Raw genomic sequence first — 25,153 nt, forward strand, 5'->3', positions numbered from 1 at the left:
GGTCAAAACAAATCCGCCACATGGGTGAGGCCCGGCGGTAACACTAAGGTGCCGAGCGGATCCGGCTCTGCGTCGGCAAAGAAACACGCCGTGGCCAAACCTTGGGCCGCGCTCAGACGGTATAGCCGGGCCAGTTGCCAGTAGTGGTTAAGCGCCACCGAGCTCTCAAAGGCCGAACTTAAAACAGCCTGTAACGGCCGCCGCGTGCACAGTTCGAGCAGCGCCTGGGTGGTCCTAAAGCCGGTTAACATGGGTTTAATTACCAGCGCGCGGACGCCGCAGGCGCACAATTGCTCGGGGCTGAGTCGGTCGAGTGCGCTGCCGGTTAGGTCACCCTTGGCCACCCGCAAACTCTCATCGAGCGCCAAGGGCAGGCCGGTGGCCCGGTGCAGCGCTCGGCATTGGCGCAGGCTCATCGCCTCTAAGGGCTCCTCCACATAGTCGATCTGGGCCACGGGCAGGGGCGACAGAGCCTGAATTGCTTGCGCCAAGGACCAGCTTCGATTGCAGTCGATACGCAGTCGCTGGCCGGGACTCAATTGGGCCACAGCGGTGATCAGGCGTTGGCAGTCCTGGTTAAAATCGACCCCGTCTATCTTCTGTTTGACCACCCGAAAGGCCGAGGTTTGTGCCGTGCCGGGTAAGGCCAAGCCACAGAGTTGGGGGCTGAACTCGAACTTGTCCTTGGGTTGGGTTGTGGGCGTGCTGAGCCAGGCCAGCCCGGTTTCGAGGCCATACCGTACCGAGGCCGGCAGACCCGTTGCATGGTCTGGGTAGCGCAGGGCCAGTTGGCCGACATCTAGGATGTCTGCGCTGCGCATCAGAGCTAATAGAGCAGCTTGAGCGTCGGCCAGCGACTCCTGGCTAAACAGTGGTAGCGGCGCGACCTCGGTCCAAAGCTGTCGATCTGCGACCCGCCATGCCAGGAGCAATCCGTCGCGTGCCGGCAAGAGCAGAGCCTGTCGGCGAGATCGCAGCGGCATCGGCGCCCGGAATGGACGCCGGTAGTGCCATAGGGCAAGTGACTGCATCGGTCGTGGCCTCTCTAGTATAGGGAGTATTGGGCGTTATGGACGGCGTTTAAATTTACTGAAATCCGGGTCCCGTTTTTGCAGATAGGCGTCCCGGCCTTCCTGGCCCTCTTCGGTCATATAGAACAGCATGGTGGCATTACCGGCCAGCTCTTGAATGCCGGCCTGACCATCGATACCGGCATTAAAGGCCGATTTTAGTGTGCGCAGCGCCATGGGCGAATGCTGCAGGATTTGGCGACACCAGCTGACCGACTCGCGTTCGAGCTCGACCAATGGTACGACCTTATTGACCAGGCCCATGGTCGCAGCTTCCTGAGCGTCGTACTGGCGACACAGGAGCCAAATTTCGCGTGCTTTTTTTTGCCCGACCACACTGGCCATATAGCTGGCGCCAAAGCCGCCATCGAACGAGCCGACCTTCGGCCCGGTCTGACCAAAGCGGGCGTTATCGGCGGCAATGGTCAGGTCGCATACTAGATGCAGGACATGGCCACCGCCGATGGCAAAGCCGGCCACCATGGCGATAACCGGCTTGGGGCACGAACGGATCATGCGTTGCAGGTCGAGCACATTGAGGTGAAAGACGCCGCTGTCATCGGCATAGCCGGCATCACCGCGCACCCGTTGATCGCCGCCGGAACAGAACGCCAGATCGCCCTGGCCGGTCAATAGAATTACCCCGACCGACTCATCATAGCGCGCCAGATGCAGGGCCTGGATCATCTCCTGAACAGTTTGGGGCCGAAAGGCATTGCGGACCTCGGGTCGGTTGATGGTGATCTTGGCGATGCCGTCGGTCCGATGAAAATAAATATCGTTAAAGTCGGCCGAACAATCCTGCCAGGCGGCGCCGGGCTTAATGGTGCTAAGAGACGAATCTGTTTTAGTCATGGAGTACCTGCGTTAAGAAAGAGCTGAGAAAGTCGGCATAGACCTGGGGCGATTGGTGATGGCAGTTATGACCACTATTGGGCATCTGCTGCCAGATTAAATTGGCGCGCCGGGCTGCCAGCTGTTGGGCCAGGGCGCCGTATTTGGCATCTTGGGCACCACTGATATAGAGCAGTGGCCGAGGCAGTTGCGCCGCCTGGGTCCAGTAATCGGGTTGGCCTGCCAAGCTGGCGGCGCTCAGCAGATCGGCCAACCGATCGGGCTGCTGTGCTGAGCGTAAATCGATTAGCTCAGCCCGCTCTGACTCACTGAGGTGGGCGAAAACCGCTTGCCGGTACCAGCGATCCAGCGTCTGGGCGAGCGGTTTGGTGCGCAAAGCGTCGGACCATTGGCGGTCGTGCTGCCGACGCTGGTGGCGGGCCGAAGCGGTACTGAGACCCGGATGGACGCTTTCCAGCACCAGGGCCTCCAACCGGGTTAGCCAGGTCTGGCTCAGCGCCAAAGCAATACGACCGCCGAGCGAATAGCCGATCAGGGTAAAGCGGTGCGGTAGCAGGGCGGTCCAGTGGTGCTCACAGGCCCGAAGCAGGCCTTGCCAATCGCCTAAGGGTTGACCCTGTTCGTCTCGATCGGGCACCGTCAGCAACAGACATTGATAGCGCTCCGACAGTTGCTCGACCACCCTATGCCAGTCAGCGGGGCGGCCGAGGAAGCCGTGAATAAAGACCAAGGTCGGCTTGGAAGTTGCACCCCGCACACTCATCTAAGCCCCCCCCGCCGTGAGTTGCGCGAAGTGCCGATTGATCTGACGAATCTGTTCCGTACTTTGCGCGGCCGGGACCGATATTTCGAGCAGGGTCGCGGTGCCCGGATGCATCGCCCGATCGATCTGTTCGTCCAATTCGCTTAAGTTCGTCGGGCGAGCATAGGCCAGATGAAACTGGGCCGCCGCCGCGGCAAAGTCGAGATCGTGTGGACATTGAAAAAAGTCTCGATGAAGCGCGCCCAATTGGGCCGCCGGCAGCAGGTTAAAGATGGCACCGCCATTGTTGTTTAACACCAACACCAGAATGGCCTGGCCGGTTCGGGCTGCAACTCGGTTCACCAGGGCCAGACTATTTAGGTCATAGAGCGTCGAGGTATCGCCGATTACCAAGACCAGCGGCTCGACCGCGGTCGCAGCGACGCCAGCGGCCGTGGCCACTAGACCGTCGATACCACTGGCCCCCCTGTTGCTGAACACCGGGTAGGCGAGCGCCGGCTCGGCATACATATCGAGCAAGCGGATACTCAGACTGTTGCCGGCGAACAGCCGACAAGTGGCGGGCAGTTGTTGCACCAGTCGGGTCACCGCGCTGATTTCGCTCAGCTCACTGCCGATCAGAGCCGGCAGCTGCGCCGCGGCACGTTTATTCCAGCTCTGCAGGGCCGCCACGACTTCTGCACACGGTGGCCAGCCGAGTGGCAGTGCGGCCAACTCGCGCAGGAAGTCGGGTAAGCTCTGCTGCCGCTGCTGGGCCCGGTGGTTGGGATCGAGATAGTCGCGCTGGCCATCGACTATGAGATGCTCGCCGTTAAAGGTTCCGAGCCAGGCCAATAGGCGCTTACTGATGAGCTGGCCGGAGAATTGAATGACCCGCTCGAATCGGTTTAGCGTTTGCACGAAATGCGCGTTATTCAATAGCAGATCGGCATAGTGAATAACCCACTCGGACGGGTGCAGGCGAAGCTGACTGTTTAGATCGGCCAGGATCGGTAGCCGATAATGTTGGCAATATTCCAGCAAGCGGGCCGCCTCACTTGGACTGAGCCGACCGGCGACAATCAGGGTTTGGTGGGGCGTCGCCAAGTCCACGTCGGCTTGGGCCCTGCGCGGCATGGATCTGCTGAGCGTAAAGGCCGGTAAGGCCGGTAAAGCCATGACGCAGTCTTGCGGTGCCTCGCTCGGATACAGCGGCGCACGAAACGGGCAGTTTAGATGCACCGGGCCCGCTTGATTCAACAACCGATCCAAGGCGGGTAGCCAATGCTCAAAAGCGCTATCGGCATCAGGGGTTGGCAGCGACAGTTGCTCGAGCACCTGGCTGCCAAACAGCTGGCGTTGGTCGATGGCCTGATTGGCGCCGCACCCGAGCAGCTCATCGGGGCGATCAGCACTGATCACAATCAGTGCTGTATGGCAGTGCCGGGCCTCGACCACGGCGGGCAGTAAATTGGCCACCGCCGTGCCTGAAGTGGTCAGGATGGCCACCGGTTGGGTAAGGGCTTTACTTAGACCGAGCGCGAAGAAGCCCAGGCCGCGTTCATCGAAATGCGAGTGCACAACCAGATCTGGATGCGCCTGAGTCAGTTCAACCAGGGCCAGCACCAGTGGTGCACTGCGCGAGCCCGGTGCCAGACACACCTGGCGTACGCCACGGGCATAGAGCCGACTCAGAATTAGCTGGCTCCAGACCTGGTTGAGCGTGCGCAGTGGTCGACTCATTGCTCGATTAGCTCCAGCAGCGTCTGCAGCTTGGACTCGAGTTCGTACCACTCCTGTTCGGCAACCGAGCCGTCGACGATGCCGACCCCGGAGTAGCAAAAGAGCCGATTGTCACGGCACAGGGCCGAGCGAATGGCGACAGCAAATTCTGCCCCAGCGTCCGATACAACCCCCACCGCGCCGCTATACCAGCCGCGTTCAACCGGTTCCAATCGATCGATCAGGTCTTTGGCTGCCTGACGTGGATAACCGCATACCGCCGGGGTTGGATGCAAGGCCTGCACCAGTTGGTGATTGGCCACGCCAGGCTGTAGGTTGGCCTGAATCGGCTGACAAAGGTGTTGAATCGCCGACAATTTAAGAACATGGGCTTTATGCTCGGTATCGATCTCGGTACAGAAGGGCGCCAGCTGCTGGCCGATAAAATCACTCACCAGCCGGTGCTCGCGACGCAGCTTTGGATCGGTCAATAATTGTCGACCGTAGAATAAGTCGTCGGCACGATTGCGCCCGCGCGGCAGGGTGCCGGCAATGGCCTCGGTATCGAGCCGTTGATGGCGGCGGACAAAAAGCCGTTCGGGTGAACAGCCCAAGAAGCGGGTGCCGGACTGACTCAGTAGGAAGCTGAAACTGGCGGGGTTGAGGTCGCGCCAGCGGCTTAAGAGGTCGGGTAAGTTGGCCGCATGGGCCAAGCGCAGGTCGACCCGGCGCGCCAACACGGCCTTTTGAATCTGGCCGTTCGCAATCGCGCTGAGGGTTTGCGCCACCCGATCACGCCAGGCCGCCAGACTCAGGCTGTCCTGACGATGGACAATGGCATTTTTTGCGACCGGTTTGGGTGGGGTATCGAAGCACAGACCGGCCAACAGTTGGGTCAGCCTTTTGGTCTGCTGGTGCCAACTGCTGCGCGTCGCGCTGTAGAGATTAAAGCCGAGCTCGAATTGACCGTGCCGTTGCTGCACAAAGCACAGTGGTGCTTGAAAGCTGACGGCCTTAAAAGCCTGCCAAGGCCCTGTCATGCCGCTGTCAAAGCCTATCCCGCCTAAAAAAACGGCACCCGTTCCGATGCTACTGGCCTGCTCAAGTGCCGTCTTGATGTCGGCCATAACTCGGTCGACCTGGCTGAACTCGGTGGCCTCAATCACCAATGCCCGATCCAAGCCGGCCAGAGCAAACTGACTGTCCCGATTTTGCCAATAGGATTGCTCCGGGTGCGGGTTGTCGGCCAACCATCCGAGCAGATCGATAGCGGGTATGTCGATCGAGATATGAATCAGTTGATTTAGACTGGGGGTTAATTGGGCTAGGCGACTTGTCAATTGGTGCACTGCCCGTTGAAAGGCGTTCTTTGGCCCGTTGGTCAGTGCAGGCTTGGGCCGGAGCTGAGGCCGACCCGACTCTAAATATTGTTCAGACATATATCCCTTGCCCTATTTCAATAAGTCAATAAGCGTTACAGCCTAACCACTCGCTCAGATGATTGCCCTGATCACAGTCAAACCAAGGCTAATCGGTTCTAGCCAGCGCGGTTGTCTTGGTTGCCGCAGCGCTCGGAGGTCAAAACGAATTAAATTTTGCAGGAGGCCGCAGACAATTCGCACAGCGCAGGTCTAATAGGGCGCATCCGCCGCCCCTATTTTATAAGTATAGTGATTATTTCGAAAAAAAATGAGTCTGTAATTAAGTTACTGAATTGGGGTTAAACCGGTACTTTATTTCGTAATATCACCACATGGATTTATACCAAGTGGAAATTTTTTTATGACAAGTTGAACTCTATAGTGGGTTCATGCAAGGGAACTATTATTAAGGAATAACTGTCAATAAGTTTATAAACAAAGGTGCTCAAGACTGTATCGGCATCTGATCCTAGTCAATTAGTGCCAGTCTTTTAGGCTCATAAACGGTCTATAATTAAAGCACTGTCAGGATGCAAGCGAGCATCTGTGGCTGTTAGAGGGTATCGGCTAATGTAGTTTTGTTTCAGCGAGGTGGACTGCCAGGCGGTTTGTCAGTAATTAATTGACGATTTTTGGTTATGAGGGATGGCCGCCACCCTATAGACTGCGCCTACTGAATTCGTGTTAAAAATCAACGAACAATAGCTGTGGAAACCCAATGCCTGGCTCAGTAATAGTTTACTCAATCATGGAGAATCATTATGAATGCCAACACACAATTTGTTCACGTTGACTTACCGACCACCAAGTTGCTTGAAATTGCCGTGCGCAAAGAAGAGGGTCAATTTGCCGCCAATGGCGCCTTTGTTGCCGTAACCGGTGAGCGAACCGGTCGTTCGCCTAAAGATCGCTTTATCGTTGACGATGCTGAGATCCGTGACCAGGTGCAATGGGGTCCCATCAACCAGCCCTTTGCGGTCAACAAATTTGATGCCCTATGGCACCGAGTGACGCAATACCTGGCAGACAAAGAGCAGTTTGTCGGTCACCTGGAAGTGGGTTCCGCCGCTGAACACATGCTGCCGTTGCGCGTTACCACCGAGCGGGCTTGGCATCAAATTTTTGCTCGCAATCTCTTTATTGTCCCAGAGCAGTGGAACAGCAACGACAAGCCGGCTTGGGAAGTACTCAATGTCCCGGGTTTTGTCTGCGATCCGGAACGCGATGGTACGCACAGCGATGGCGTCGTAATTGTCTGTTTCGCCCAGCGCAAAGTGTTGGTCGCGGGCCTGCAGTACGCCGGTGAAATGAAGAAGTCGTTGTTTTCGGTACAAAACTTTCTCTTACCCGCCAAAGATGTATTACCCATGCATTGTTCGGCCAACGTCGGCGAAGATGGCAAAACCTCGCTGTTCTTTGGCCTGTCGGGCACCGGCAAGACCACGCTTAGCGCGGACCCAGAACGCTTTTTGATTGGCGATGACGAGCACGGCTGGGGTCCGGGTATCGTGTTTAATATCGAAGGCGGCTGCTATGCCAAGACCATCGATCTGAGTCAAAAGAACGAACCGATGATCTGGGACGCCATTCACTTCGGCACTATCCTGGAAAACGTCGTTTTGGACGAGCAGCGGGTACCGGACTACACCGATGTATCCTTGAGCCAGAACGGCCGTGCGGCCTATCCGCTCAGCCATATCGGCAAGCGTCAGCTGTCCAACCAGGGGGCTGAGCCGAACGCGGTGGTGTTTTTAACCTGCGATCTCAATGGCGTCTTGCCACCGGTTTCCAAGCTGACCAAAGAAGCGGCGGCCTATTACTTCCTCAGCGGCTACACCGCGCTGGTGGGTTCAACCGAAGTGGGCATGGGCACAGGGATCAAGTCGACCTTTTCGACCTGTTTCGGCGCACCGTTCTTTCCGCGTCCGGCCGGCGTATATGCCGAGCTGCTGATGAAGCGCATCGTCGCTAGCGGCGCGGCCGTCTATATGGTCAATACCGGCTGGACCGGCGGACCGTTCGGTGTCGGCAAACGCTTCGATATCCCGACCACTCGGGCGCTGATTTCGGCGATCACCAGCGGTGCGCTTCAAGACGCCCCAACCGAGCATGTGGCGGAATTGAATCTGGATATTCCACTTTCCGTTCCGGGCGTTGACAGCGGACTGCTCAATCCGAGACTCACTTGGTCCGATCCAGCGGCCTTCGATGAGCGAGCCAAACTGCTGGCCCAGGAGTTTCACGCGAACTTCGCCAAATACCAAGTCAGCGATGCCATTGTGCAGGCCGGGCCGAAAGTTTAGCCGCTCGCAGCCAGCAAAAGTCCGCCTCGTGCGGGCTTTTTTGGCTCTAGGATTCGCTATCGGTCAAGGCGCTGCTAAGATTGCGGACTATTGCTAAAAACAGTTTCTGAGTGGTGCTTGGATGCCAGTCTTTACGGGTGGTAATGCCAATCGGCCGATCGGTGTTAGCCAAATCGAAATCGATGACCGTCATTAACCCAAATTCCTCCTCTTGCTTAATTTGGTGGCGGGAAATAAAGGTTAATCGATTGCTGTCTAGCAGCAGTTGGCGAATCACAATTTGCGAGCTGCATTCGATCAGCCCCTTGTACACAGCTGGTTGTTGGGCGGCAATGAGTTGATCGAACATGGCGCGTGCCGGCGTACCCTGGCGCGGTACGACCCAGCCATACTGGCCTAACTCGGCCAGGCTCGGTTGAGTACTTTGCGTCAAGGGGTGTTGGGCTCGGCCAACAATCGACAGGGGCGTTAAAAATAGCGTTTCCTGCTCGATGTCGGTACTCGGTAGGGGTATGCGCAGCGCGCCGATTAATAGATCGAGTTCACCGCGTAACAGTCGCTGAAGTTGATCGTCATAGTGGCCTTCGACAATCTCAATGCGGATTTCGGGCTTCAGTTGTGCCAGTCGGTTGATCGCCGCAGGCAATATATAGGTGCGTGCCAGCGGCATGGATCCGACGGTGATCTTGGTGGTGTCGGTACCGTTCAATTCACCTAGCTCATATTGAGCCAAATCCAGCTCACGCAGTGCTAACTGGGCAAAACGGGTGAGGCGCCGCGCCGCCTTGGTCAGTGAGATGCCAATACTGGTTTTTTCAAACAGCCTGAGGTTGAGTAGATCTTCCAGGTCGCCGGCGGCGCGATACACTGACGGCTGTGACACGCCTAGGTGGCGCGCCGCGGTGCTGTAGCTGGTGGTCTGCAGTAAGGCGAGCAGGGTCCGTACTTGGACGTGTGAGAGCTGGTCTTCGATGGCGATTTTCGAGCGCGCCTGCGGATGGATCCGTTCGCCACTGCGTAACGCTTCGCGCACGCCCTGTTTTAAATAGTTCAGCGCGCGGGTCACGCGGATTAGATACAGGTCACCGGCGTCGGTCAGAAACATACCGTTATGGCGGCGTAAAAAAAGTGGCATGCCGAGGTAGGTCTCCAGCCGGGCGATGGCCTGAGTCACGGCCGACTGGGTGAGGAAGATGTTTTCTGCAGCCGCCTTGACGCTATGCAATTGGGCGGTTTCTTTGAAAGCCCGTAAGTGCCTGAAATTCAAAGAAATTATTTTCATGACGCCCCTGTTTGAAGTCTGCAATAAAATAAACTTATAACATAAACTAATACCTTGTAAAGAAAATATGAATGGTATTGCGGTCTGGGAGCACAGATACTTAATAGGTGAATAAAGGCCGGGTTTAAACCGGCCATTCGAGGAGTTCACTTAAATCGAGATCCTAGCCGCCCCACACGGCGTCCAGAGTTCTGGCGCGTAAGGTCTATCGGTCTGGAAAGCCTAAAATCACTCTTATATTAGGGTGCTATAACAAAAATTATGAGGTACTCACGATGAAGAAGCTGTTTTCAACCACCCTATTAGTTTGCGCTCTGAGCGGCGCTAGTATCGCCGTCCAGGCCGCTGATGTGACCTTGCGTGTCGGACATTTGTGGCCCGCAGTCGCCGGTCCCCATACTCAATTGATGGATGTTTGGGCGAAAACTATCGAGCTGGAATCCAAAGGCCGCATCAAGGTTGAGGTTTATCCGAGCGGCACGTTGGCCGCGCCACCGGCTCAATACGATGCGGTTAAGAATCGCATCATGGACGTGACTGCAACGGTACTGGGCTACACCGCAAACCGTTTTCCGCTGACCCAGGTCGTTGAATTGCCGGGCGTCGTTGAAAATGGCAAGCAGGGTTCTTGTGTGGTCCAGAAGCTATTTGACGAGGGCACCTTGGCCAGTGAATTTACCGATACCCATCCCGTCTTTATGTTCACCCACGGTGCCGGTCTGTTCCATGTTAAGGGCGCTTCAATCAAGGAACCAAGCGATCTGAAAGGTCTACGCATTCGCCGTCCGACCACCGTGGTCGCCGGTATCCTCGAAGAACTGGGTGCTCAGCCAGTTGGTATGGCCGCGCCGGAAAGTTACACCGCTATGCAACGCGGTGTGATCGATGGTGTCGCCTTGCCGTGGGAAGGCGCCTTGTCGTTCCGCTTGAATGAACTGTCTGATAGCCATACCGAAGTTGGCGGTATGTACACGCTCACCTTTATCGTCACCATGAACAATAGCGTCTACGATAGCCTGTCTGCTGAAAACAAAGCAGTGATTGATGCCAATAGCGGCATGGATTGGGCCGTCAAGGCCGGTATGGTATTTGATGATCTTGATGTGAAGGGTCGTGCTCAAGCCGTAGCGGCCGGTCACGAAATCATTCAGATCGAAGGCGGCACCAATAACCCGGCCTGGAAAGGTCCAGTTGAACGCGCCAGCAAAGCCTACTTAGACGATCTTGAATCCCGTGGCATCCCCGGTCGTGAGGTCTACGACCGCGCCATCGAACTGAGCGGTGAATGTAAGGCCTAAGGCCAGCCAGCTGAACGATCGCTAGATCGTTCTCAAATACCCTGTCAGCGCAGTGCTTTAATTTAGCCGCTGACAGGTTTTCAGTATCACAGGAGTCTTACTGTGCGTCAGTTGATCGCTACTGTTCGTCTATTATCCTTCTATTTAAACGTGCTGGGTGGTATCTGCCTGGTTTCAATGATGGTGTCGGTGTTAGCCGATATCAGCACTCGGACCCTCTTTGGTATGACCGATGGGGCTGTCGATCTGACCTTTACCGGCAGTTTTGAATTGGTGCGCTATGGTCTGTTATTCGCCATGGTGTTCAGCATGCCCTATTGCCTCGACCGCGGCCAGGTAGTCGTGGAGCTCTTTACCGAAGGCTTATCGGTGGCCACCAAGGCCCGAATAGCAGCCTTTTTTACCCTGTTTTTTGGCATCTTTGGTGCTCTGATGTGTTATCGATTGTTGCACTCAGCCAGTGCCGCACGGCTGACCGGCGAAACTACCCAGGATTTGCTGGTGCCGATGAGCTCGATCTACACCGTGGCCGCCGTTGGCATGGCCATGCTCGCCCTGCGCGGTCTATCTCTGGCCTATTCGCTGTGGTACCAACGTGATGGAGATGTGGTATGAGTTCCCAATTGATAGGCCTGCTCTGTATGGCCGGTATGCTCGGAGCGATCGCGCTGCGTATGCCCATTGCCCTGGCCATGGCACTAACCGGTTTTATCGGGTTTGGCTGGGTGGTGGCCTTTGGTCCGGCCGTTTCGATTCTTGAAAGCGGTGCTATGGATACCTTAACCAACTACAGCTTTAGTCCGATCCCGATGTTTATTTTGATGGGGGTGTTCGCCTCTAAAGCGCGCATGTCGAGCGAGTTGTTTAATGGCGCAAAAACGCTCTTTGGTGCCTGGCGCGGTGGCATGGCTTTAGCCGCTGTAACCTCTTGTGGCATCTTTTCTGCCATCTCCGGGTCCAGTTTGGCCACCGCCGCCAGCATGGCCAAGGTGGCACTGCCGGAAATGAAAAAGAATGGCTACGCCTCGTCATTGGCCACGGGCACCTTGGCCGCCGGCGGCACCCTAGGCATTATGATTCCGCCCTCGATCGCGTTGCTGCTCTATGCCCTGCTGACCGAGCAGTCGGTCGGCGATATGTTTATCGCCGGGGTGATGCCGGGTCTCTTGGGTTTGCTGCTCTATATGGTGGCCATTGCGGTCACCGTGTGGCTTAAGCCTGAACTGGCGCAGCCAGGTGAAGCAACCACGCTGCGCCAAAAGATTATGGGCCTAAAGGGAGTCTTGCCTTTCGGTCTGGTCTTCGCGCTGATTATCGGTGGTATTTATGGTGGCATCTTTACGCCCACCGAAGCGGCCGCTGTGGGCGCCTTTGGTACGCTGTTGATTGCTTTGTACCGCGGTTTATCCTTTCAGGATTTCACTGACGCGGTACAGGAAACCCTGATTATGGCCACACTGATCTTCTTTATGGTGATCGGTGCCAATATCTTCGGCTACTTTCTGTCCGTGTCGCGGGTGTCCTTTGCCCTAGTCGAACTGGTCGGATCCATGGATCTCAGTCCGGCGCTGATTCTGCTCTGTATCCTGACCCTCTATATAGTGCTCGGTATGGTCATGGACAGCATTGCCATGTTGCTGCTTACCGTGCCGGTGGTCTTCCCCCTGGCGATGCAGGCTGGGTTCGACCCGATCTGGTTTGGTATTATTACGGTGATCACCGTAGAGCTGGGGCTGATTACGCCGCCGATTGGCATGAATGTGTTTGTGATTAAATCGGTCGCAGAGGATGTCAGTATCGTCGAAATTTTCAAGGGCGTCGTGCCCTTCGTTATATCAGACATAGTGCGCCTCGGACTGATTATCGGCTTTCCATTCCTGGCCCTGGGCCTAGTGAATTAACAACAGACGGGTTGCCGAGCGGCCACCCGAGGAGGCAATTATGCATAAAGTCGTACAGAATATTCTGCGTGCCGATCCGGCGGTCATCGCCGGCTTAGCCGAATGCGGCGTGGCCACCGTGCACGAGGCCCAGGGCCGGATTGGCCTATTGGCCGACTATATGAGGCCGATTTACCGCGGTGCCAAGCTGGCCGGTTCCGCCGTGACCATCTCGGCGCCGCCGGCAGACAACTGGATGGTGCACGTCGCCATCGAACAGGTGCAGCCCGGCGACTTGCTGGTGCTGGCGTCCACTTCGCCGTCCAATGCCGGTTACTTTGGTGACCTGCTGGCCACGTCGTTGATGGCCCACGGTGGCGTGGGCCTGATCATCGACGCCGGGGTACGCGATATTGCCGACCTGACCGAGATGGGTTTTCCGGTCTGGTCACGTTCGGTGTTTGCCCAAGGGACCGTTAAGGAGACCCTGGGTTCGGTCAACGTGCCGGTGGTCTGTGCCGGGGCACATATCTACCCAGGCGATGTGATCGTCGCCGATGATGATGGTGTTTGTGTGGTCCGCCGCGAAGATGCCGCAGCCGTCCTTGTCAAGGCGCAGCAGCGGGTGCGTGAGGAGACGGCCAAACGCGAACGGATGGCCAGCGGCGAGCTGGGGCTCGATATCTATTCGATGCGCGAGCGTCTAGCCGCAAAGGGTCTAATCTATGAGTAATGCGACCGCCTGCATGTGGATGCGCGGCGGGACTTCCAAAGGCGGTTACTTCTTAGCACAAGATCTGCCAGCCGATCCGGCACAGCGCGATGCGTTCTTGTTGCGCATTATGGGCTCGCCAGATCGTCGCCAGATCGATGGCATGGGCGGCGCAGACCCATTGACCTCGAAGGTTGCAGTCATTCAGCGCTCGAATCGGCCCGGTATCGACATCGACTATTTGTTTTTGCAAGTATATGTGGACCAGGCCTTGGTAAGCGATGCTCAGAACTGCGGTAATATATTAGCCGGCGTCGGGCCTTTCGCTATTGAACGTGGTCTGGTCACAGCGGGCGATGGCCTGACCCACTTGACCATCTACATGGAAAACACCGGGCAGATTGCCATCGCAGAGGTCCAAACCCCTGAAGGTCAGGTGAATTATCAGGGCAATACCCAACTCGATGGGGTGCCAGGTTCCAGTGCACCGGTCTTGATCAGTTTTTCCGACACCGCCGGGTCCAGCTGCGGGGCACTCTTGCCCACCGGTAATGCCTTCGATACGGTCGACGGTCATCGTGTGACCCTAATCGACAATGGCATGCCCTGTGTCCTGTTGCGCGCCAAAGATTTTGGCCTCACCGGGGCTGAAGGCCGGAGCGAACTGGATGCCAACAGTGGTCTAAAAGCGCGCTTGGAAGCCATTCGCCTGCAGGCTGGTTATCTGATGAATCTGGGCGATGTAACCGATAAGACGGTGCCAAAGATGACACTAATCAGCGCGGCCCAAGCTGGCGGGGCGGTGCGCACCCAAACCTTTATTCCCCATCGTGCCCACGCTTCAATTGGCGTGCTCGGGGCCGTCTCGGTTGCCACAGCCTGCGCCATCGTCGATTCGGTTGCCCATGAACTTGCCCAAGAGCAGGGTGATCAGATTGCCATCGAACATCCAAGTGGCAGCACCCAAGTGGTTTTAACCCGAGATGCCGAGCAGCAGGTCAGCCAGGTCGCCATGGTGTTGAGCGCCCGCAAGTTGATGGACGGCCAGGTATTTAGTTAAGGTGTAACCTTTTTTAAAGGGCCTCATGCTAAAAGTAAACACTTACTAACAAGCGAAAGCCTGCAACGCCTATCGCGTATCAGGGGCCACCCCAGGCTAATGATTTGGAGCACTGAATGAGTACCGATCTATTAAACTATCACCCCGCGCCGCGCACACCTGCCTTTGTTGCCCCGGTGGGCGCAGTCGATGCCCATTGCCATGTCTTTGGCCCCGCTGCCGAATTCCCATTCGCCGGGGAGCGTAAATACACTCCGAACGATGCCGGCAAGGCTGCGCTGTTTGCGCTACGGGATCATTTAGGCTTTAGCCGCAATGTGATCGTTCAGGCCTCATGCCATGGCAAGGATAACGCGGCCATGGTCGACGCCTTGGCGTCGGCCGGCGAACTAGCACGCGGAGTCGCGGTGGTCGATAAGTCGATCAGCGTGACAGAACTGCAGTCAATGGATCGAGCGGGTGTGCGCGCGGTGCGCTTTAACTTTGTCAAGCGCTTGGTCGACACCACGCCCTGGGCCGATTTTCTAGCCATTGCAGCCAAGATCGAACCGCTCGGCTGGCACATAGTGGTCTATTTTGAGGCGCCAGATCTGGCCGAGCTAACCCCGTTGCTACAACAATTTAACTGCCCGGTGGTGATCGACCACATGGGCCGACCCGATATAGCGGCCGGAGTCGACGCCGACGGTTTTCAGGCCTTTATTGCCTTGTTGCAAGACCACCCCAATATGTGGACCAAGGTCAGTTGCCCAGAACGCCTAAGTGACCTAGGACCCGCAGCCGACTACGCCGATGTGGTGCCCTTTGCCCGTACCCTGGTAGAGCGCTTCCCGGATCGGGTTTTGTGGGGTACTGATTGGCCGCACCCCAATATGACCAGCCATATGCCCGATGACGGTCAGCTGGTCGATGTCATTCCACAGATTGCGCCGACGGCCGATCTGCAGCAGCAGCTCTTGGTCGACAATCCGATGCGCCTCTATTGGTCCGATGGCGCAAGTCGATAACCGCAGCCTGAGGCCAAAAAGAGGTCAGGATCGAAACCACTCGAATGCAACCAATCGAATGCAACCAATCGAATGAAACATCGGTGAGCGGTAAGCTCACTTGTGTTAAAGCTTACTAGGAGAACTGATTATGAACGTCTGTATTGCCGGCGCCGCTGGTGCCTTTGGCATCAAACATCTGGACGCTGTGGCGCAAATCCTCGACGTCACCGTTACGTCCGTGGTCGGCGCCGATCGCGCCGAGATGCTCGCCTTCGCGGCCGAGCGGGGCATTGCTCACGCCACCGATGACCTGGCCGAAGCCCTCGCACGCACCGATGTCGATGCCGTGATCCTGGCAACGCCGACCCCTATGCATGCCGCCCAAGCGATGCAGTGTTTGCGTGCCGGCAAGCATGTGATGGTCGAAATTCCGATGGCTGACAATTTAGCCGATGCCCAGGCCCTGGTGCAGTTGCAGCAGGAGACCGGTCTAGTGGCCATGGCCGGGCACACCCGGCGTTTTAATCCGAGTCATCAATGGATGCACCAACGCATCGAGGCGGGCGAATTAACGCTGCAGCAATTGGACGTGCAGACCTATTTCTTCCGTCGCAGTAACACCAATGCCCTGGGCCAAGCGCGCAGCTGGACCGACCATCTGCTTTGGCACCACGCTTGCCACACCGTGGACCTATTTCAATATCAGACCGGTGCCGCGGCCAGCCAGGTGCAGGCCATGCAGGGCCCGATCCATCCAACATTGGGCATCGCCATGGATATGAGCATTGGCCTGAAAAGCCCAGGCGGCGCCCTGTGTACCCTGAGTTTGTCGTTCAATAACAACGGCCCGTTTGGCACCACTTTCCGTTATATCTGTGACCAAGGCACGTACGTGGCGCGCTACGATGACTTGTTTGATGGCAACGACCAGCCCATCGACCTGAGCGACGTGGCGGTATCGATGAATGGTATTGAATTGCAGGATCGGGAGTTTTTTGCTGCCATCCGTGAAGGGCGTGATGCCAACGCCAGTGTCGCTCAAAGTCTGCCCGCAATGGCGACATTGCATCGGTTGGAAGCGCTGTTGCAGGACTAGGGCAAGATGAGCTGAGCGCGCCCGAAGCAGGGTCAGCGCTCCATATTTATAGCCTCTAACCGGCACTGAGCGTTCAGACCGCCGTTCAACAAACCTACATGCCCCCTCGCGGGCATTTTTCTTGTGTCGTCACATCAACCAATCTGGCTCATTTAAGCCGTATTAGAGGCGAAAGACCAGTTGTTGCAGAGGCTGTGGGCCGATAACGCGGCAGGGCCGAATATGGCAATTGGCGGTATAATAGCCAAGCTGCAGTGTGAAAATGAACACTCGTTGTGCATGTTTTTGTGACACCAGCAGATGTAAAAACCACTTCGAAGAAGAAATCAGGCAATTAACAGCATTATTCCCGGTTTATTTGCCCTAAATAAGTCCTTTTATCTGTATAAATGTTAAAATCAGTGCCATGTCCTCTTGATTGTGAACCATTATTGACTCAAGGAGCGAATTGTATTGATGGTAACTTACGTAGGTGAATACTAATTCAAGTCATTGGAATCGTTCACCTGCTAATGGGTAGGCTTTTTTCAAGTCACCGAGCAAAAAGGATGATTCGGATTTAACTCATAACAATAATCAAAACTACAAAAATATTTGGAGATTAATCAATGATCAAAACAAAAGACTTCGCCACATTCAAGAGCGCAAAGATGCTTAAATCCGTTGCCGTCATCGTTGGCGCAGCGTCCTTAATGTTAACAACCGTCCATGCCGACCAGCTGGATACGGTAATTAAGCGTGGAACACTAAACTGTGGTGTTGTTCTGGATTTCCCTCCGATGGGTTACTTCGACCAAGATAATAACGCAGCCGGTTTCGACGTTGATTACTGTAATGATTTAGCAGCAGCCTTAGGTGTTAAATCCAACGTACTTAACCTGACTTGGGGCGATCGAATTCCTTCCCTAATTTCAGGTAAGACCGATGTTGTTGTGGGTTCCACATCTGATACCTTAGAGCGAGCTAAATCCGTAGGTTTCAGCAGCCCTTACTTCGTGTTCAAATTCCAAGTATTCTCTAAGTCTGGCTCCAACATAAACTCTTTTGATGACCTCAAAGACGTCAAGGTCGGTGCTGCACTCGGAACTACTTATGAGACTGAATACTTAGCCTATGCCAAAGCACAAGGTTGGGGTGACAGCAACTACACCGCCTTTAAATCTGAAAACGATGCTTTCTTAGGTTTATATCAGGGTAAAGTTGACGCAATCATCAGTACTAATACCAACATTGCGACAAAACTGCAGACTGCCGAGTTTAAAGACTATGCTGCGGGCCCATTCGTGCCAAACTATGACGATGTTGTTGGCCTGATTGCCAAGCGCAGTGAATTGGCTTGGATCAACTACCTAAACTTATTCCTGGTTCATCAGATCCGTGATGGCAAATTGAATGAGCATTACAACCAGCATTTTGGCTCTGACGCGCCTGCCGATCTTATTCAGTCGCTACGTGACAACAAGTAAAAACTTAAAAAACTGCTGGCCATATTTTTTATATGGTTAACCTAATACGCAGTTAGCTCAAACGAACCTCTGTGTATGCAGAGGTTCGCATTAACAAACCCTGCCCATATGCTAGTAAAGCACCGTATAGTTCGATACAACGCCATATTAAGAATCGTCAATAATATGCTGGCGACGTAACGTGAACAGTCAACCAATAGCACTCCGGTAATTAGATAGAGTTTTCAACTATGGATTATGAATTTCATTGGAATACCGTGCTGCAAAAATTGCCCGAGATGTTAAGCGGCGCTTTTGTTACCTTGCATGTGTCCGTACTATCGATGCTGATCGGTATCGTGTTTGCGGTGTTGTTGGCAATTGTCAAAATGAACAATATCAAGCCTTTTTCATACGTGGCCGTGGCCTGGGTTGAAGTTGCCCGTAATACGCCCGCTTTGTTTCAAATTTACATGGCCTATTTTGGTTTAGGCGCTTTCGGTATTCATCTAAGCCCCTATACCGCAGTATTGTCGGCACTGATATTTATCAATGCCGGTTATTTGGTTGAAACATTTCGAGGGGGGTTTGACTCCATTCCCAAAACCCAATACAGCGCCTCAAAATCATTGGGTATGACCGGTTTCCAAATTTATCGCTACATCCTATTGCCACAAATGTTCAGGCGAATTTATCACCCAATGACCAACCAATTTGTGTGGTCTATTCTTATGAGTTCGTTGGGCATATTAGTGGGCATGGGTGAGCTTTCGGGTGAAACACAGCGCCTACAATCGCTTTCTTTCCGTACCCTTGAGTTTTTCATGGTTGCAGCTTGCATGTACTACGTCATTACCAAATTAGTGTTGCTGGCGGCATCGCTAGCGGCCAGAAAGCTGTTTCGGGGAGAAATCTAATGGGGTCATTATTTACACCTTTATCCTGGAACGATACTGGCTTCATACTCATCGGTATCTGGAACACCATCATAATTTCCGTGGTGGCGATTGTTATTGGTACCTTGCTGGGCATAGTGATCGGTTTTATTCGCTCTGAAAGCAGTAAAGTGACCAATACCCTGTTGGGCGCACTGTTGGATATCCTGCGCAGTGTCCCATTAATTATACAACTTGTTTTGTTTTCAACCTTTGTCGGGGTGATGGGCCATCCAATGAATCCATTTATTACCGGCTCCATTATTCTATCGCTCTACACCATGGCGTTTATGAGTGAAGTATTTCGCGGTGGCTTCGACAGCGTACCTGCTTCGATGAAGACGGCGGGCCGATCATTAGGCATGACCTATTGGCAAACAGTCTTTTATGTGAGTTTCCCCATTGGCATACGCACCGTCTTCCCGTCGTGGTTGGGCGTGGCGCTCAGTGTCATCAAAGATTCGGCATTGGTGTCTGTTATTGGTTATATGGAATTGCTGCGCACATCCGACCAGCTCATATCACGTACACAACAACCGTTGGAAATTCTACTCGGTGTGGGTCTCTTTTATTTTGTTATTTCTTACCCTCTATCGTTTTACGGTAAGAAGATTGAAAGGAAAATGGCATTATGATTAATATCCAGAACGTTCATAAATCATTCGGTGATTTGGAGGTCCTTAAGGGCATTGATCTGGATGTCAAAAAAGGCGAAGTGCTGAGTATCATTGGCAGTTCCGGCAGTGGTAAGTCGACCTTGCTCTACTGCATTAATGCCATTGAGAAGATTCAAAAGGGCAAAATCATTGTTGATGATATTGATGTGCACCATCCCGATACCAATCAAGATCAGCTTCGACAGAGGCTGGGCATGGTATTTCAGCAATGGAATTCATTTCCGCATTTAACCGTGCTTGAAAATGCCGCTCTTGCGCCTAGGGTTGTAAAGAAAATGAGTAAAGACGAAGCTATGGCAATAGCTGAAAAAGAACTCATTCACGTTGGCTTAGGTGACAAGTTTGACGTCTACCCAACCAAATTGTCGGGCGGTCAACAGCAGCGGTTGGCCATTGCACGCGCCCTGGCCATGAAGCCAAACTATATGCTCTTCGATGAAATTACATCAGCGCTAGACCCGGAGCTGGTCGGCGAGGTGTTAGACACATTGCGAATTCTGCGTGAAGATGGCATGACCATGATTTGTGTCACCCATGAGATCGCATTCGCCCGTGATGTGTCCGACACGGTTGCCTACTTTCAACACGGCGTGATCGAAGAAATGGGACCGCCGGATCAAGTGATCTCAAACCCGCAAAAAGAAACGACTCAAAAATTCTTGAGTAAGGTTTTGAGTTAATAGAGTGGCAATTCGGGTCAGCGCCACCTGGCCCGAATTTTTGTTAGCTGGGTGAAGTAAATTACACCTTGCAAAAAAACTCCCCCACCGAAGGCCGTCAAAATATCAAAATAAAATTAATAAAGTGGAATTGGCAGCGCATGGGCTGTATCGGTTAGCCTTAATTTTGTATTTAGATGCTTCACCTCAGGAAGCGCCGCCAAAAAGAGCTATGTCGGGCCCTGTTCGGTAAACTACAACCAATCTACCTGCCAATCTATCTGCCAATCTATCTGCCAATCTACCTGGCAATCTATTAGTTACGTCTAATCGTCTAATCGTCTAATCGTCTTATAGTCTTATAGTCTTATAGCAGACCCCTCGTTAATAATCCACTCTGCCTCTAAACCCCACTACCCACCTGTGGACGTCAACTGTATAAGGTTATTAGTAACGGGCTTCACATCAGAGTCAGTGCGCTCAGTTGATGGCGCCGGATAAATCAAAGGAATGATGCAAATGGACATATTAAAGGGCTATCCGATCGGGTCATCCAAATTTTCATTCGGATTTTGGCTGGGGGTTTTGTTGTTTTATGTCCTGAAAACATATGGTAATTTCTGTGAAGATAGAGCCATAGAGATAAATCAGCTGGTAATGCTTTCTATTCCTGTCTTTATGTTGCTATCTCATAAGATAGTCTGGGAGCTTATGCCGAATGCTACTCTAAGAAGATCAGTGGCAGCCCTACGATATATTATATTATTTTTTTGCCTGATCGGATTTATCGAATTGTTTATATGGTAATTTATTAGGGTAACTAAAATATGGTGATTTTACCATTTAAAGTCAATGGCATTCCATGCGCCCAAACATCATGAGTGCTAGGCCTGCTAAACCTAAAAACTATCATCGAGACCAGTGCATAATAGTGATTTCAGCCTGCGTCCCGGTACCCATAATAATTGGACTGGAACTAAACTATCTAAATCCTATCGTATCGATTTTTATTCTTGCTGTGGCAACAGAATATTGGTTTAAGGATTATAATCAGCAACTCGCTATGTATGAAAAAGCGTTAATTGATGCCAGAGTAAAGGAAGCGCAAGTGGCCAGTAGGGTTAATGAGAATATTGAACGCTATCAGCGAAAACAGCGAGAACGGAAAATGCAGGCGAAATCATGGCAGTTTTGGATATAGTTTTTTAGGGTATCGATCCAGGCGTGACCGCCTCAGGCTGGGTTTGGTTTATACAGTTTATTTGCCGCTTCTAGATCAGTAGGCAGCTGCTGTTAAAAGCAAAGCATCAAAAAAAATTAAGCAGAATTTAGTGGTTTTAGTTCTGGCAATATTCATCGCCGAACTGGGTCTGATCATATTCGGAATTACTATTCCCTATGAGAGTCTTCTCTTGGGCGCTCCGCTCGTCGGTGGCACCCTTATAGCCGGTGAATTATTTGGTGTAACCAAGAATCAGCTGATTTCTGAGTTAGAGAAAGCCATACATAATAACTCTGAAGCCAGTCAATCGACAGAACCTGTAGAGCGATAGCGAATACTTCTATAAGCGCTATGTTTTTTGCACCACGATATGACCTTTACGGAGGAACTCGGCCGGCGACTCGTAGATTGTCGATTTAGCCAGCGCTCAGTCACCCAAAGGCCTCTTACCCTAGCACAACATCACGAAAATGGATTACACCTCTGCCAATAGTCGCTATAGTCGAGGCGCCGATGTTGCTTGAACATCGTCATGGCACGGTATAAGGCGATCAGCCTATTTCTGTGTTAGAATCTAACTATTCTCCCCCCGCTTCAATAAGGCCGTCAATTTGACCGCCATAGACTGCACTTCAGTCAACCCAGACCACTGGTTTCGCTTCGCTTGATTGCTGTAAGCGGAATCGACATTACTTAATTTTCTAGAGCTGAAAATCGATACTATGACGCGAGAAACATTACGTTTTAAAGTTAAACGAAAGACCGAGCCTAAACCAGACGATGCGCTAGCCAATGAGGTCTCCCATGACGACCCCAAAAAACGCTTTTTGAACGGCGTTGCCATCCATCCTTCCGAATGTATTCGCTTAGAAGCAGGCTCTGCGGAGTTCACCGCTAGAGCAATAGACCTCATCTCGCCCATCGGTATGGGCCAGCGCGGTTTAGTTGTTGCCTCGCCGGGCTGTGGTAAAACCACCATGCTAAAGCATATTTGCCAGGCGGTCGGGAACGCTTATCCGGAGATAAAGCTCTATGCATTGCTCATCGACGAGCGCCCGGAAGAAGTAACAGATTTCAAGCGCAGTGTGCCGGCAGAGGTCCATGCTTCATCCTCGGACGATAGCTACGATCAACACGCCCGCGTGGCCAATGACCTGCTTAATATTGCCATCCGCGAAGCGGGTGAAGGTCATAATGTGATGATTGTTATCGACTCGCTCACTCGTTTGGCACGGGTCCACAATGCCAAACGTAAGAGCAGCGGCCGGACCATGTCAGGCGGCCTGGACGCTAACGCGATGGAAATACCGCGCAAGATGTTCGGTGCAGCACGAAATATTGAGAACGGCGGCTCGCTTACCATACTCGCCACCATACTGGTTGATACCGGTAGCCAGATGGATCAGGTCATCTTCGAGGAGTTTAAAGGCACGGGCAATATGGAAATTGTGCTCTCGCGGGATGTTGCCAGTCTGCGGATCTTCCCCGCGCTGGATATAGCGAAAAGTAGCACGCGGCGCGAGGAACTGCTGATCAAGGCGAGCGATATCGGCAACGTGCGAATGTTACGCCGGTCTCTGAGCAATCTTAAGCCGGAAGAGAGCGCCAGCAAACTGGTAGACTTGCTGCAGATGCACCCAACCAATGCTGATCTATTAAAAGCTGTTCAGAGCGAGCAATCTTAAAAAATAAGGCAATAGGCATTGCTTCGCACGGGTGACTGAGTACTGCGGTTCGTTATTCAGGTTTTGTATACCCAAGCTCCCAGCGTCGTCTGCAGTAACATGCAGAATACCGGTTACCCGCTTGGGCTATTCACCTTACAGAGCCTAGGTGTCCCAAGCGGCGTAACGAGAAGCGGAATCATCCCGCCAGCCAATCCAGTAGGATCCGACTGACCGCGTTGGGCTGCTCCATCGTCGTCATATGGCCAGACTGTTCAATGGCTACCAATCGGCTACCCGATACCAGATCGGCCATTGCCTGATGCCGCGCCAATGGGCTCCAGCTGTCTTGTCGACCCGAGGCGAACAGGGTGGGGCAGGCTAAGGCCGCGAGCACCGGCGTGGCGTCGGGCCGTGTGATCAGCGCAGTCAATTGGGCTTCAAAGCGTTCAACCGAAAAACCTTCAATCATATCTAAGATGGCATTGCACAGGCGGGTATCGTCCAGTCGCTCTGGGTGGACCATGCCTTGCAACCAGTCCAGGCCCATCACACGCATACCGTGCTGGCGGGCGATGTTCAGCAGGCGCATGCGCCCGGCCACTTCCTTCTCGCCCGGAGCGCCGGCCGCGAGGCCCTGGTAACCGGTATCGAGCAGCGCCAGTCGGCTAACCCGCTGCGGTGCTTGGCGGACTAGTTCGAGCGCTACACGGCCGCCCATCGAATGGCCGGCCAGGGCGAACGGGCCGGTTACCTGGGCCAGCGCCATATGGGCCATCTTAGCGATCGAATCCGATGCCTCATAGTGCGCCACAATGCATTGAATACCGCGTTCAGCCAGGGCGGGTATCTGGTCTTGCCAGACGGTGCCATCACAGAGCAAGCCCGGTAGTAGCAGAACAGTGTCCGCCCGGTCGTGCAGATTGGCCTCGTTAGAGAGCTGTTCAGAACGTTCGACCCGGCTCATCGTACTAGCCCTTGTGGCGTGGCATTGAGTGCAAAGGCGGCTCGGCGCTCCTGCAACCACCAACGACCATCTTGCCAAATCAGTCGGTCGTGAAAGGCGCCGATCAGGCAGCGCTGTACCGTAGCACCAAAGATGGGGTCAGCCGACTCGGCTGCGTCACTCGAATAGAGGGTGACGTAAGCGCTGCTGGTGGCTTCGGTGGCGGACTGGCAGGCGATACGAAGATTAGAGATTAGATGGCGATTAATCCGCGTTGCCGGTGTGGCGCTATAGGATAGGGCGATAGCCGCCGGCCCCACCAAGGGCTCCGGGGTGGTCGGGCGGTACAGGGCGCCATCCGCGGTAAATAGGGCCGCAAAGGCAGTAAAATCGCGTTGATCGACCAGATGGCTGGCTTCAATAATCAGCTGGCTGATGGCACCGTGCTGGTGCCAGAATTCTGCTTCGGCGATGTTTTGCATAGGGCTCTCTCATTTTTTTATCAGCCCCTAGCATACGGTTATCAACGCGTTACGGGCCGGTGGAACACACCGTTCCAGTTTGTATCCTGCTGCGGCCCAACCCGGCACCTTAACCCAAGATCAGCGGATTCAACTGCCACATGGCAAAATTTAACGCGCTGGCAAAGCTCACCCAGAGGAAGTAGGGCACCAAGAGCAGACCGGCCCAGGCTGAGACGCGCCAAAACAGCACGATGTTGACGGCAATCAGCACCAACAATAGGACTATATCGACGAACGCCAGCGCACCCAGATACCAGGCGAAAAACAGCCAGCTCCACAGGGCATTAATGATCAGTTGGACCAGAAAGACTGCGAACGCAGGACGATTATTTTGCAGCCCACCCACGCGCCAAACCAGCCAGGCGGCAATGCCCATAAAGGTATAGAGCAAGGTCCAGACCGGTCCGAATAACCAGGCCGCCGGCGCCCAGGCCGGTTGGATCAGCTCGCCATAAAAGTCACTCGCTTGCACCGCGGCCGCGGCGCCAATGCCCGAGGCCAGGTAGCATAGAACCAACCAGCCCACTAAGGCCAGGATGGGTCGGTATTTTGATTGTGTAGTCATTTAGATTCCCTCTATGTAGACGCTTGGTTTACTGCTGGGGGTATGGTACGCCGGGCTTGGAATGAGCGCTATGGACTAGATTGCGC

23 protein-coding genes are annotated in these 25,153 nt (G+C 53.9%); 14 read left to right on the top strand and 9 right to left on the bottom strand.

What is annotated here, in order from left to right; all coding sequences use genetic code 11:
* Nucleotides 1–2 precede the first annotated feature (2 nt).
* The 5 genes from menC to REIFOR_RS02615 are packed head-to-tail and all read right to left on the bottom strand — an operon-like array spanning nucleotide 3 to nucleotide 5,828.
* Nucleotides 3–1,031, bottom strand: coding sequence for an o-succinylbenzoate synthase (menC, locus tag REIFOR_RS02595; protein ID WP_100256074.1), 1,029 nt, complete (start codon nucleotides 1,029–1,031; stop codon nucleotides 3–5).
* 36 nt (nucleotides 1,032–1,067) lie between these two features.
* Nucleotides 1,068–1,925, bottom strand: a complete 858-nt coding sequence (gene menB / locus REIFOR_RS02600; RefSeq protein WP_100256075.1) for a 1,4-dihydroxy-2-naphthoyl-CoA synthase — start codon at nucleotides 1,923–1,925, stop codon at nucleotides 1,068–1,070.
* Complete coding sequence (menH, locus tag REIFOR_RS02605; RefSeq protein ID WP_100256076.1) at nucleotides 1,918–2,688, bottom strand: 2-succinyl-6-hydroxy-2,4-cyclohexadiene-1-carboxylate synthase; 771 nt, start codon at nucleotides 2,686–2,688, stop codon at nucleotides 1,918–1,920. The genes menB and menH overlap by 8 nt, the downstream gene beginning before the upstream one ends.
* A complete protein-coding gene (menD, locus tag REIFOR_RS02610) occupies nucleotides 2,689–4,410 on the bottom strand; it encodes a 2-succinyl-5-enolpyruvyl-6-hydroxy-3-cyclohexene-1-carboxylic-acid synthase (RefSeq protein WP_100256077.1) in 1,722 nt (573 codons plus the stop codon).
* Nucleotides 4,407–5,828 carry an isochorismate synthase gene (locus tag REIFOR_RS02615; RefSeq protein WP_100256078.1) on the bottom strand — a complete coding sequence of 474 codons (1,422 nt, stop codon included), beginning with the start codon at nucleotides 5,826–5,828 and terminating at the stop codon, nucleotides 4,407–4,409. The genes menD and REIFOR_RS02615 overlap by 4 nt, the downstream gene beginning before the upstream one ends.
* A gap of 743 nt (nucleotides 5,829–6,571) precedes the next feature.
* Here REIFOR_RS02615 and REIFOR_RS02620 point away from each other — a divergent pair.
* Nucleotides 6,572–8,113 carry a phosphoenolpyruvate carboxykinase gene (locus REIFOR_RS02620; RefSeq protein WP_193437318.1) on the top strand — a complete coding sequence of 514 codons (1,542 nt, stop codon included), beginning with the start codon at nucleotides 6,572–6,574 and terminating at the stop codon, nucleotides 8,111–8,113.
* A gap of 46 nt (nucleotides 8,114–8,159) precedes the next feature.
* On the opposite strand, the gene REIFOR_RS02625 is transcribed toward REIFOR_RS02620, so the two are convergent.
* Entirely contained in the window at nucleotides 8,160–9,395 is a 1,236-nt protein-coding gene (locus tag REIFOR_RS02625; RefSeq protein WP_100256080.1) for a LysR family transcriptional regulator, read from the bottom strand.
* 275 nt (nucleotides 9,396–9,670) lie between these two features.
* On the opposite strand from REIFOR_RS02625, the gene REIFOR_RS02630 reads away from it, so the two are divergent.
* The 13 genes from REIFOR_RS02630 to rho all read left to right on the top strand — a co-directional run bounded on the left by REIFOR_RS02630 (nucleotide 9,671) and on the right by rho (nucleotide 23,053).
* Entirely contained in the window at nucleotides 9,671–10,693 is a 1,023-nt protein-coding gene (locus REIFOR_RS02630; RefSeq protein ID WP_100256081.1) for a TRAP transporter substrate-binding protein, read from the top strand.
* 102 nt (nucleotides 10,694–10,795) lie between these two features.
* Nucleotides 10,796–11,308 carry a TRAP transporter small permease gene (locus REIFOR_RS02635; RefSeq protein ID WP_100256082.1) on the top strand — a complete coding sequence of 171 codons (513 nt, stop codon included), beginning with the start codon at nucleotides 10,796–10,798 and terminating at the stop codon, nucleotides 11,306–11,308.
* Nucleotides 11,305–12,594 (top strand): TRAP transporter large permease, encoded by a 1,290-nt coding sequence (locus REIFOR_RS02640; RefSeq protein WP_100256083.1) that lies wholly within the window; start codon nucleotides 11,305–11,307, stop codon nucleotides 12,592–12,594. The genes REIFOR_RS02635 and REIFOR_RS02640 overlap by 4 nt, the downstream gene beginning before the upstream one ends.
* Before the next feature lie 40 nt (nucleotides 12,595–12,634).
* Entirely contained in the window at nucleotides 12,635–13,306 is a 672-nt protein-coding gene (locus REIFOR_RS02645; protein WP_100256084.1) for a 4-carboxy-4-hydroxy-2-oxoadipate aldolase/oxaloacetate decarboxylase, read from the top strand.
* Nucleotides 13,299–14,345: a 4-oxalomesaconate tautomerase gene (locus REIFOR_RS02650; RefSeq protein WP_100256085.1), complete on the top strand. Its 1,047-nt coding sequence runs from the start codon at nucleotides 13,299–13,301 to the stop codon at nucleotides 14,343–14,345. Before REIFOR_RS02645 ends, REIFOR_RS02650 begins: the two co-directional genes overlap by 8 nt.
* A gap of 116 nt (nucleotides 14,346–14,461) precedes the next feature.
* Nucleotides 14,462–15,352 carry an amidohydrolase family protein gene (locus REIFOR_RS02655; protein WP_100256086.1) on the top strand — a complete coding sequence of 297 codons (891 nt, stop codon included), beginning with the start codon at nucleotides 14,462–14,464 and terminating at the stop codon, nucleotides 15,350–15,352.
* Between the two features lie 130 nt (nucleotides 15,353–15,482).
* Nucleotides 15,483–16,430, top strand: a complete 948-nt coding sequence (locus REIFOR_RS02660) for a Gfo/Idh/MocA family oxidoreductase (protein ID WP_100256087.1) — start codon at nucleotides 15,483–15,485, stop codon at nucleotides 16,428–16,430.
* Nucleotides 16,431–17,038: 608 nt separating this feature from the next.
* On the top strand, nucleotides 17,039–17,896 hold the full coding sequence (locus REIFOR_RS02665; RefSeq protein WP_227003742.1) for a transporter substrate-binding domain-containing protein: 858 nt from the start codon (nucleotides 17,039–17,041) through the stop codon (nucleotides 17,894–17,896).
* Nucleotides 17,897–18,126: 230 nt separating this feature from the next.
* Nucleotides 18,127–18,792 carry an amino acid ABC transporter permease gene (locus REIFOR_RS02670; RefSeq protein ID WP_100256088.1) on the top strand — a complete coding sequence of 222 codons (666 nt, stop codon included), beginning with the start codon at nucleotides 18,127–18,129 and terminating at the stop codon, nucleotides 18,790–18,792.
* The gene (locus REIFOR_RS02675; RefSeq protein WP_100256089.1) at nucleotides 18,792–19,445 is read left to right on the top strand and encodes an amino acid ABC transporter permease; all 654 of its coding nucleotides are present in this window, start codon (nucleotides 18,792–18,794) and stop codon (nucleotides 19,443–19,445) included. Before REIFOR_RS02670 ends, REIFOR_RS02675 begins: the two co-directional genes overlap by 1 nt.
* Nucleotides 19,442–20,167: an amino acid ABC transporter ATP-binding protein gene (locus REIFOR_RS02680; protein ID WP_100256090.1), complete on the top strand. Its 726-nt coding sequence runs from the start codon at nucleotides 19,442–19,444 to the stop codon at nucleotides 20,165–20,167. Before REIFOR_RS02675 ends, REIFOR_RS02680 begins: the two co-directional genes overlap by 4 nt.
* Nucleotides 20,168–21,008: 841 nt before the next feature.
* A complete protein-coding gene (locus tag REIFOR_RS02690) occupies nucleotides 21,009–21,347 on the top strand; it encodes a hypothetical protein (protein ID WP_100256092.1) in 339 nt (112 codons plus the stop codon).
* Between the two features lie 743 nt (nucleotides 21,348–22,090).
* Nucleotides 22,091–23,053: a transcription termination factor Rho gene (gene rho, locus REIFOR_RS02700; RefSeq protein ID WP_100256094.1), complete on the top strand. Its 963-nt coding sequence runs from the start codon at nucleotides 22,091–22,093 to the stop codon at nucleotides 23,051–23,053.
* Between the two features lie 178 nt (nucleotides 23,054–23,231).
* On the opposite strand, the gene REIFOR_RS02705 is transcribed toward rho, so the two are convergent.
* The 3 genes from REIFOR_RS02705 to REIFOR_RS02715 all read right to left on the bottom strand — a co-directional run bounded on the left by REIFOR_RS02705 (nucleotide 23,232) and on the right by REIFOR_RS02715 (nucleotide 25,067).
* On the bottom strand, nucleotides 23,232–23,999 hold the full coding sequence (locus REIFOR_RS02705) for an alpha/beta fold hydrolase (protein WP_100256095.1): 768 nt from the start codon (nucleotides 23,997–23,999) through the stop codon (nucleotides 23,232–23,234).
* Nucleotides 23,996–24,460: a nuclear transport factor 2 family protein gene (locus tag REIFOR_RS02710; protein WP_100256096.1), complete on the bottom strand. Its 465-nt coding sequence runs from the start codon at nucleotides 24,458–24,460 to the stop codon at nucleotides 23,996–23,998. Before REIFOR_RS02710 ends, REIFOR_RS02705 begins: the two co-directional genes overlap by 4 nt.
* Before the next feature lie 109 nt (nucleotides 24,461–24,569).
* Complete coding sequence (locus tag REIFOR_RS02715) at nucleotides 24,570–25,067, bottom strand: TspO/MBR family protein (RefSeq protein ID WP_100256097.1); 498 nt, start codon at nucleotides 25,065–25,067, stop codon at nucleotides 24,570–24,572.
* Nucleotides 25,068–25,153 lie beyond the last annotated feature (86 nt).

The sequence above is a fragment of the Reinekea forsetii genome, from assembly GCF_002795845.1.
Classification (GTDB): domain Bacteria; phylum Pseudomonadota; class Gammaproteobacteria; order Pseudomonadales; family Natronospirillaceae; genus Reinekea; species Reinekea forsetii.

Coding starts and splice junctions, on each gene's coding strand:
- REIFOR_RS02670 (WP_100256088.1), top strand. CDS start 18,127: ATGGATTATGAATTTCATTGGAATACCGTGCTGCAAAAATTGCCCGAG.
- REIFOR_RS02660 (WP_100256087.1), top strand. CDS start 15,483: ATGAACGTCTGTATTGCCGGCGCCGCTGGTGCCTTTGGCATCAAACAT.
- REIFOR_RS02640 (WP_100256083.1), top strand. CDS start 11,305: ATGAGTTCCCAATTGATAGGCCTGCTCTGTATGGCCGGTATGCTCGGA.
- REIFOR_RS02645 (WP_100256084.1), top strand. CDS start 12,635: ATGCATAAAGTCGTACAGAATATTCTGCGTGCCGATCCGGCGGTCATC.
- menD (WP_100256077.1), bottom strand. CDS start 4,410: ATGAGTCGACCACTGCGCACGCTCAACCAGGTCTGGAGCCAGCTAATT.
- REIFOR_RS02705 (WP_100256095.1), bottom strand. CDS start 23,999: ATGAGCCGGGTCGAACGTTCTGAACAGCTCTCTAACGAGGCCAATCTG.
- REIFOR_RS02690 (WP_100256092.1), top strand. CDS start 21,009: ATGCGCCCAAACATCATGAGTGCTAGGCCTGCTAAACCTAAAAACTAT.
- REIFOR_RS02650 (WP_100256085.1), top strand. CDS start 13,299: ATGAGTAATGCGACCGCCTGCATGTGGATGCGCGGCGGGACTTCCAAA.
- REIFOR_RS02715 (WP_100256097.1), bottom strand. CDS start 25,067: ATGACTACACAATCAAAATACCGACCCATCCTGGCCTTAGTGGGCTGG.
- REIFOR_RS02665 (WP_227003742.1), top strand. CDS start 17,039: ATGATCAAAACAAAAGACTTCGCCACATTCAAGAGCGCAAAGATGCTT.
- menB (WP_100256075.1), bottom strand. CDS start 1,925: ATGACTAAAACAGATTCGTCTCTTAGCACCATTAAGCCCGGCGCCGCC.
- REIFOR_RS02655 (WP_100256086.1), top strand. CDS start 14,462: ATGAGTACCGATCTATTAAACTATCACCCCGCGCCGCGCACACCTGCC.
- REIFOR_RS02615 (WP_100256078.1), bottom strand. CDS start 5,828: ATGTCTGAACAATATTTAGAGTCGGGTCGGCCTCAGCTCCGGCCCAAG.
- REIFOR_RS02620 (WP_193437318.1), top strand. CDS start 6,572: ATGAATGCCAACACACAATTTGTTCACGTTGACTTACCGACCACCAAG.
- REIFOR_RS02625 (WP_100256080.1), bottom strand. CDS start 9,395: ATGAAAATAATTTCTTTGAATTTCAGGCACTTACGGGCTTTCAAAGAA.
- menC (WP_100256074.1), bottom strand. CDS start 1,031: ATGCAGTCACTTGCCCTATGGCACTACCGGCGTCCATTCCGGGCGCCG.
- menH (WP_100256076.1), bottom strand. CDS start 2,688: ATGAGTGTGCGGGGTGCAACTTCCAAGCCGACCTTGGTCTTTATTCAC.
- REIFOR_RS02675 (WP_100256089.1), top strand. CDS start 18,792: ATGGGGTCATTATTTACACCTTTATCCTGGAACGATACTGGCTTCATA.
- rho (WP_100256094.1), top strand. CDS start 22,091: ATGACGCGAGAAACATTACGTTTTAAAGTTAAACGAAAGACCGAGCCT.
- REIFOR_RS02710 (WP_100256096.1), bottom strand. CDS start 24,460: ATGCAAAACATCGCCGAAGCAGAATTCTGGCACCAGCACGGTGCCATC.
- REIFOR_RS02630 (WP_100256081.1), top strand. CDS start 9,671: ATGAAGAAGCTGTTTTCAACCACCCTATTAGTTTGCGCTCTGAGCGGC.
- REIFOR_RS02680 (WP_100256090.1), top strand. CDS start 19,442: ATGATTAATATCCAGAACGTTCATAAATCATTCGGTGATTTGGAGGTC.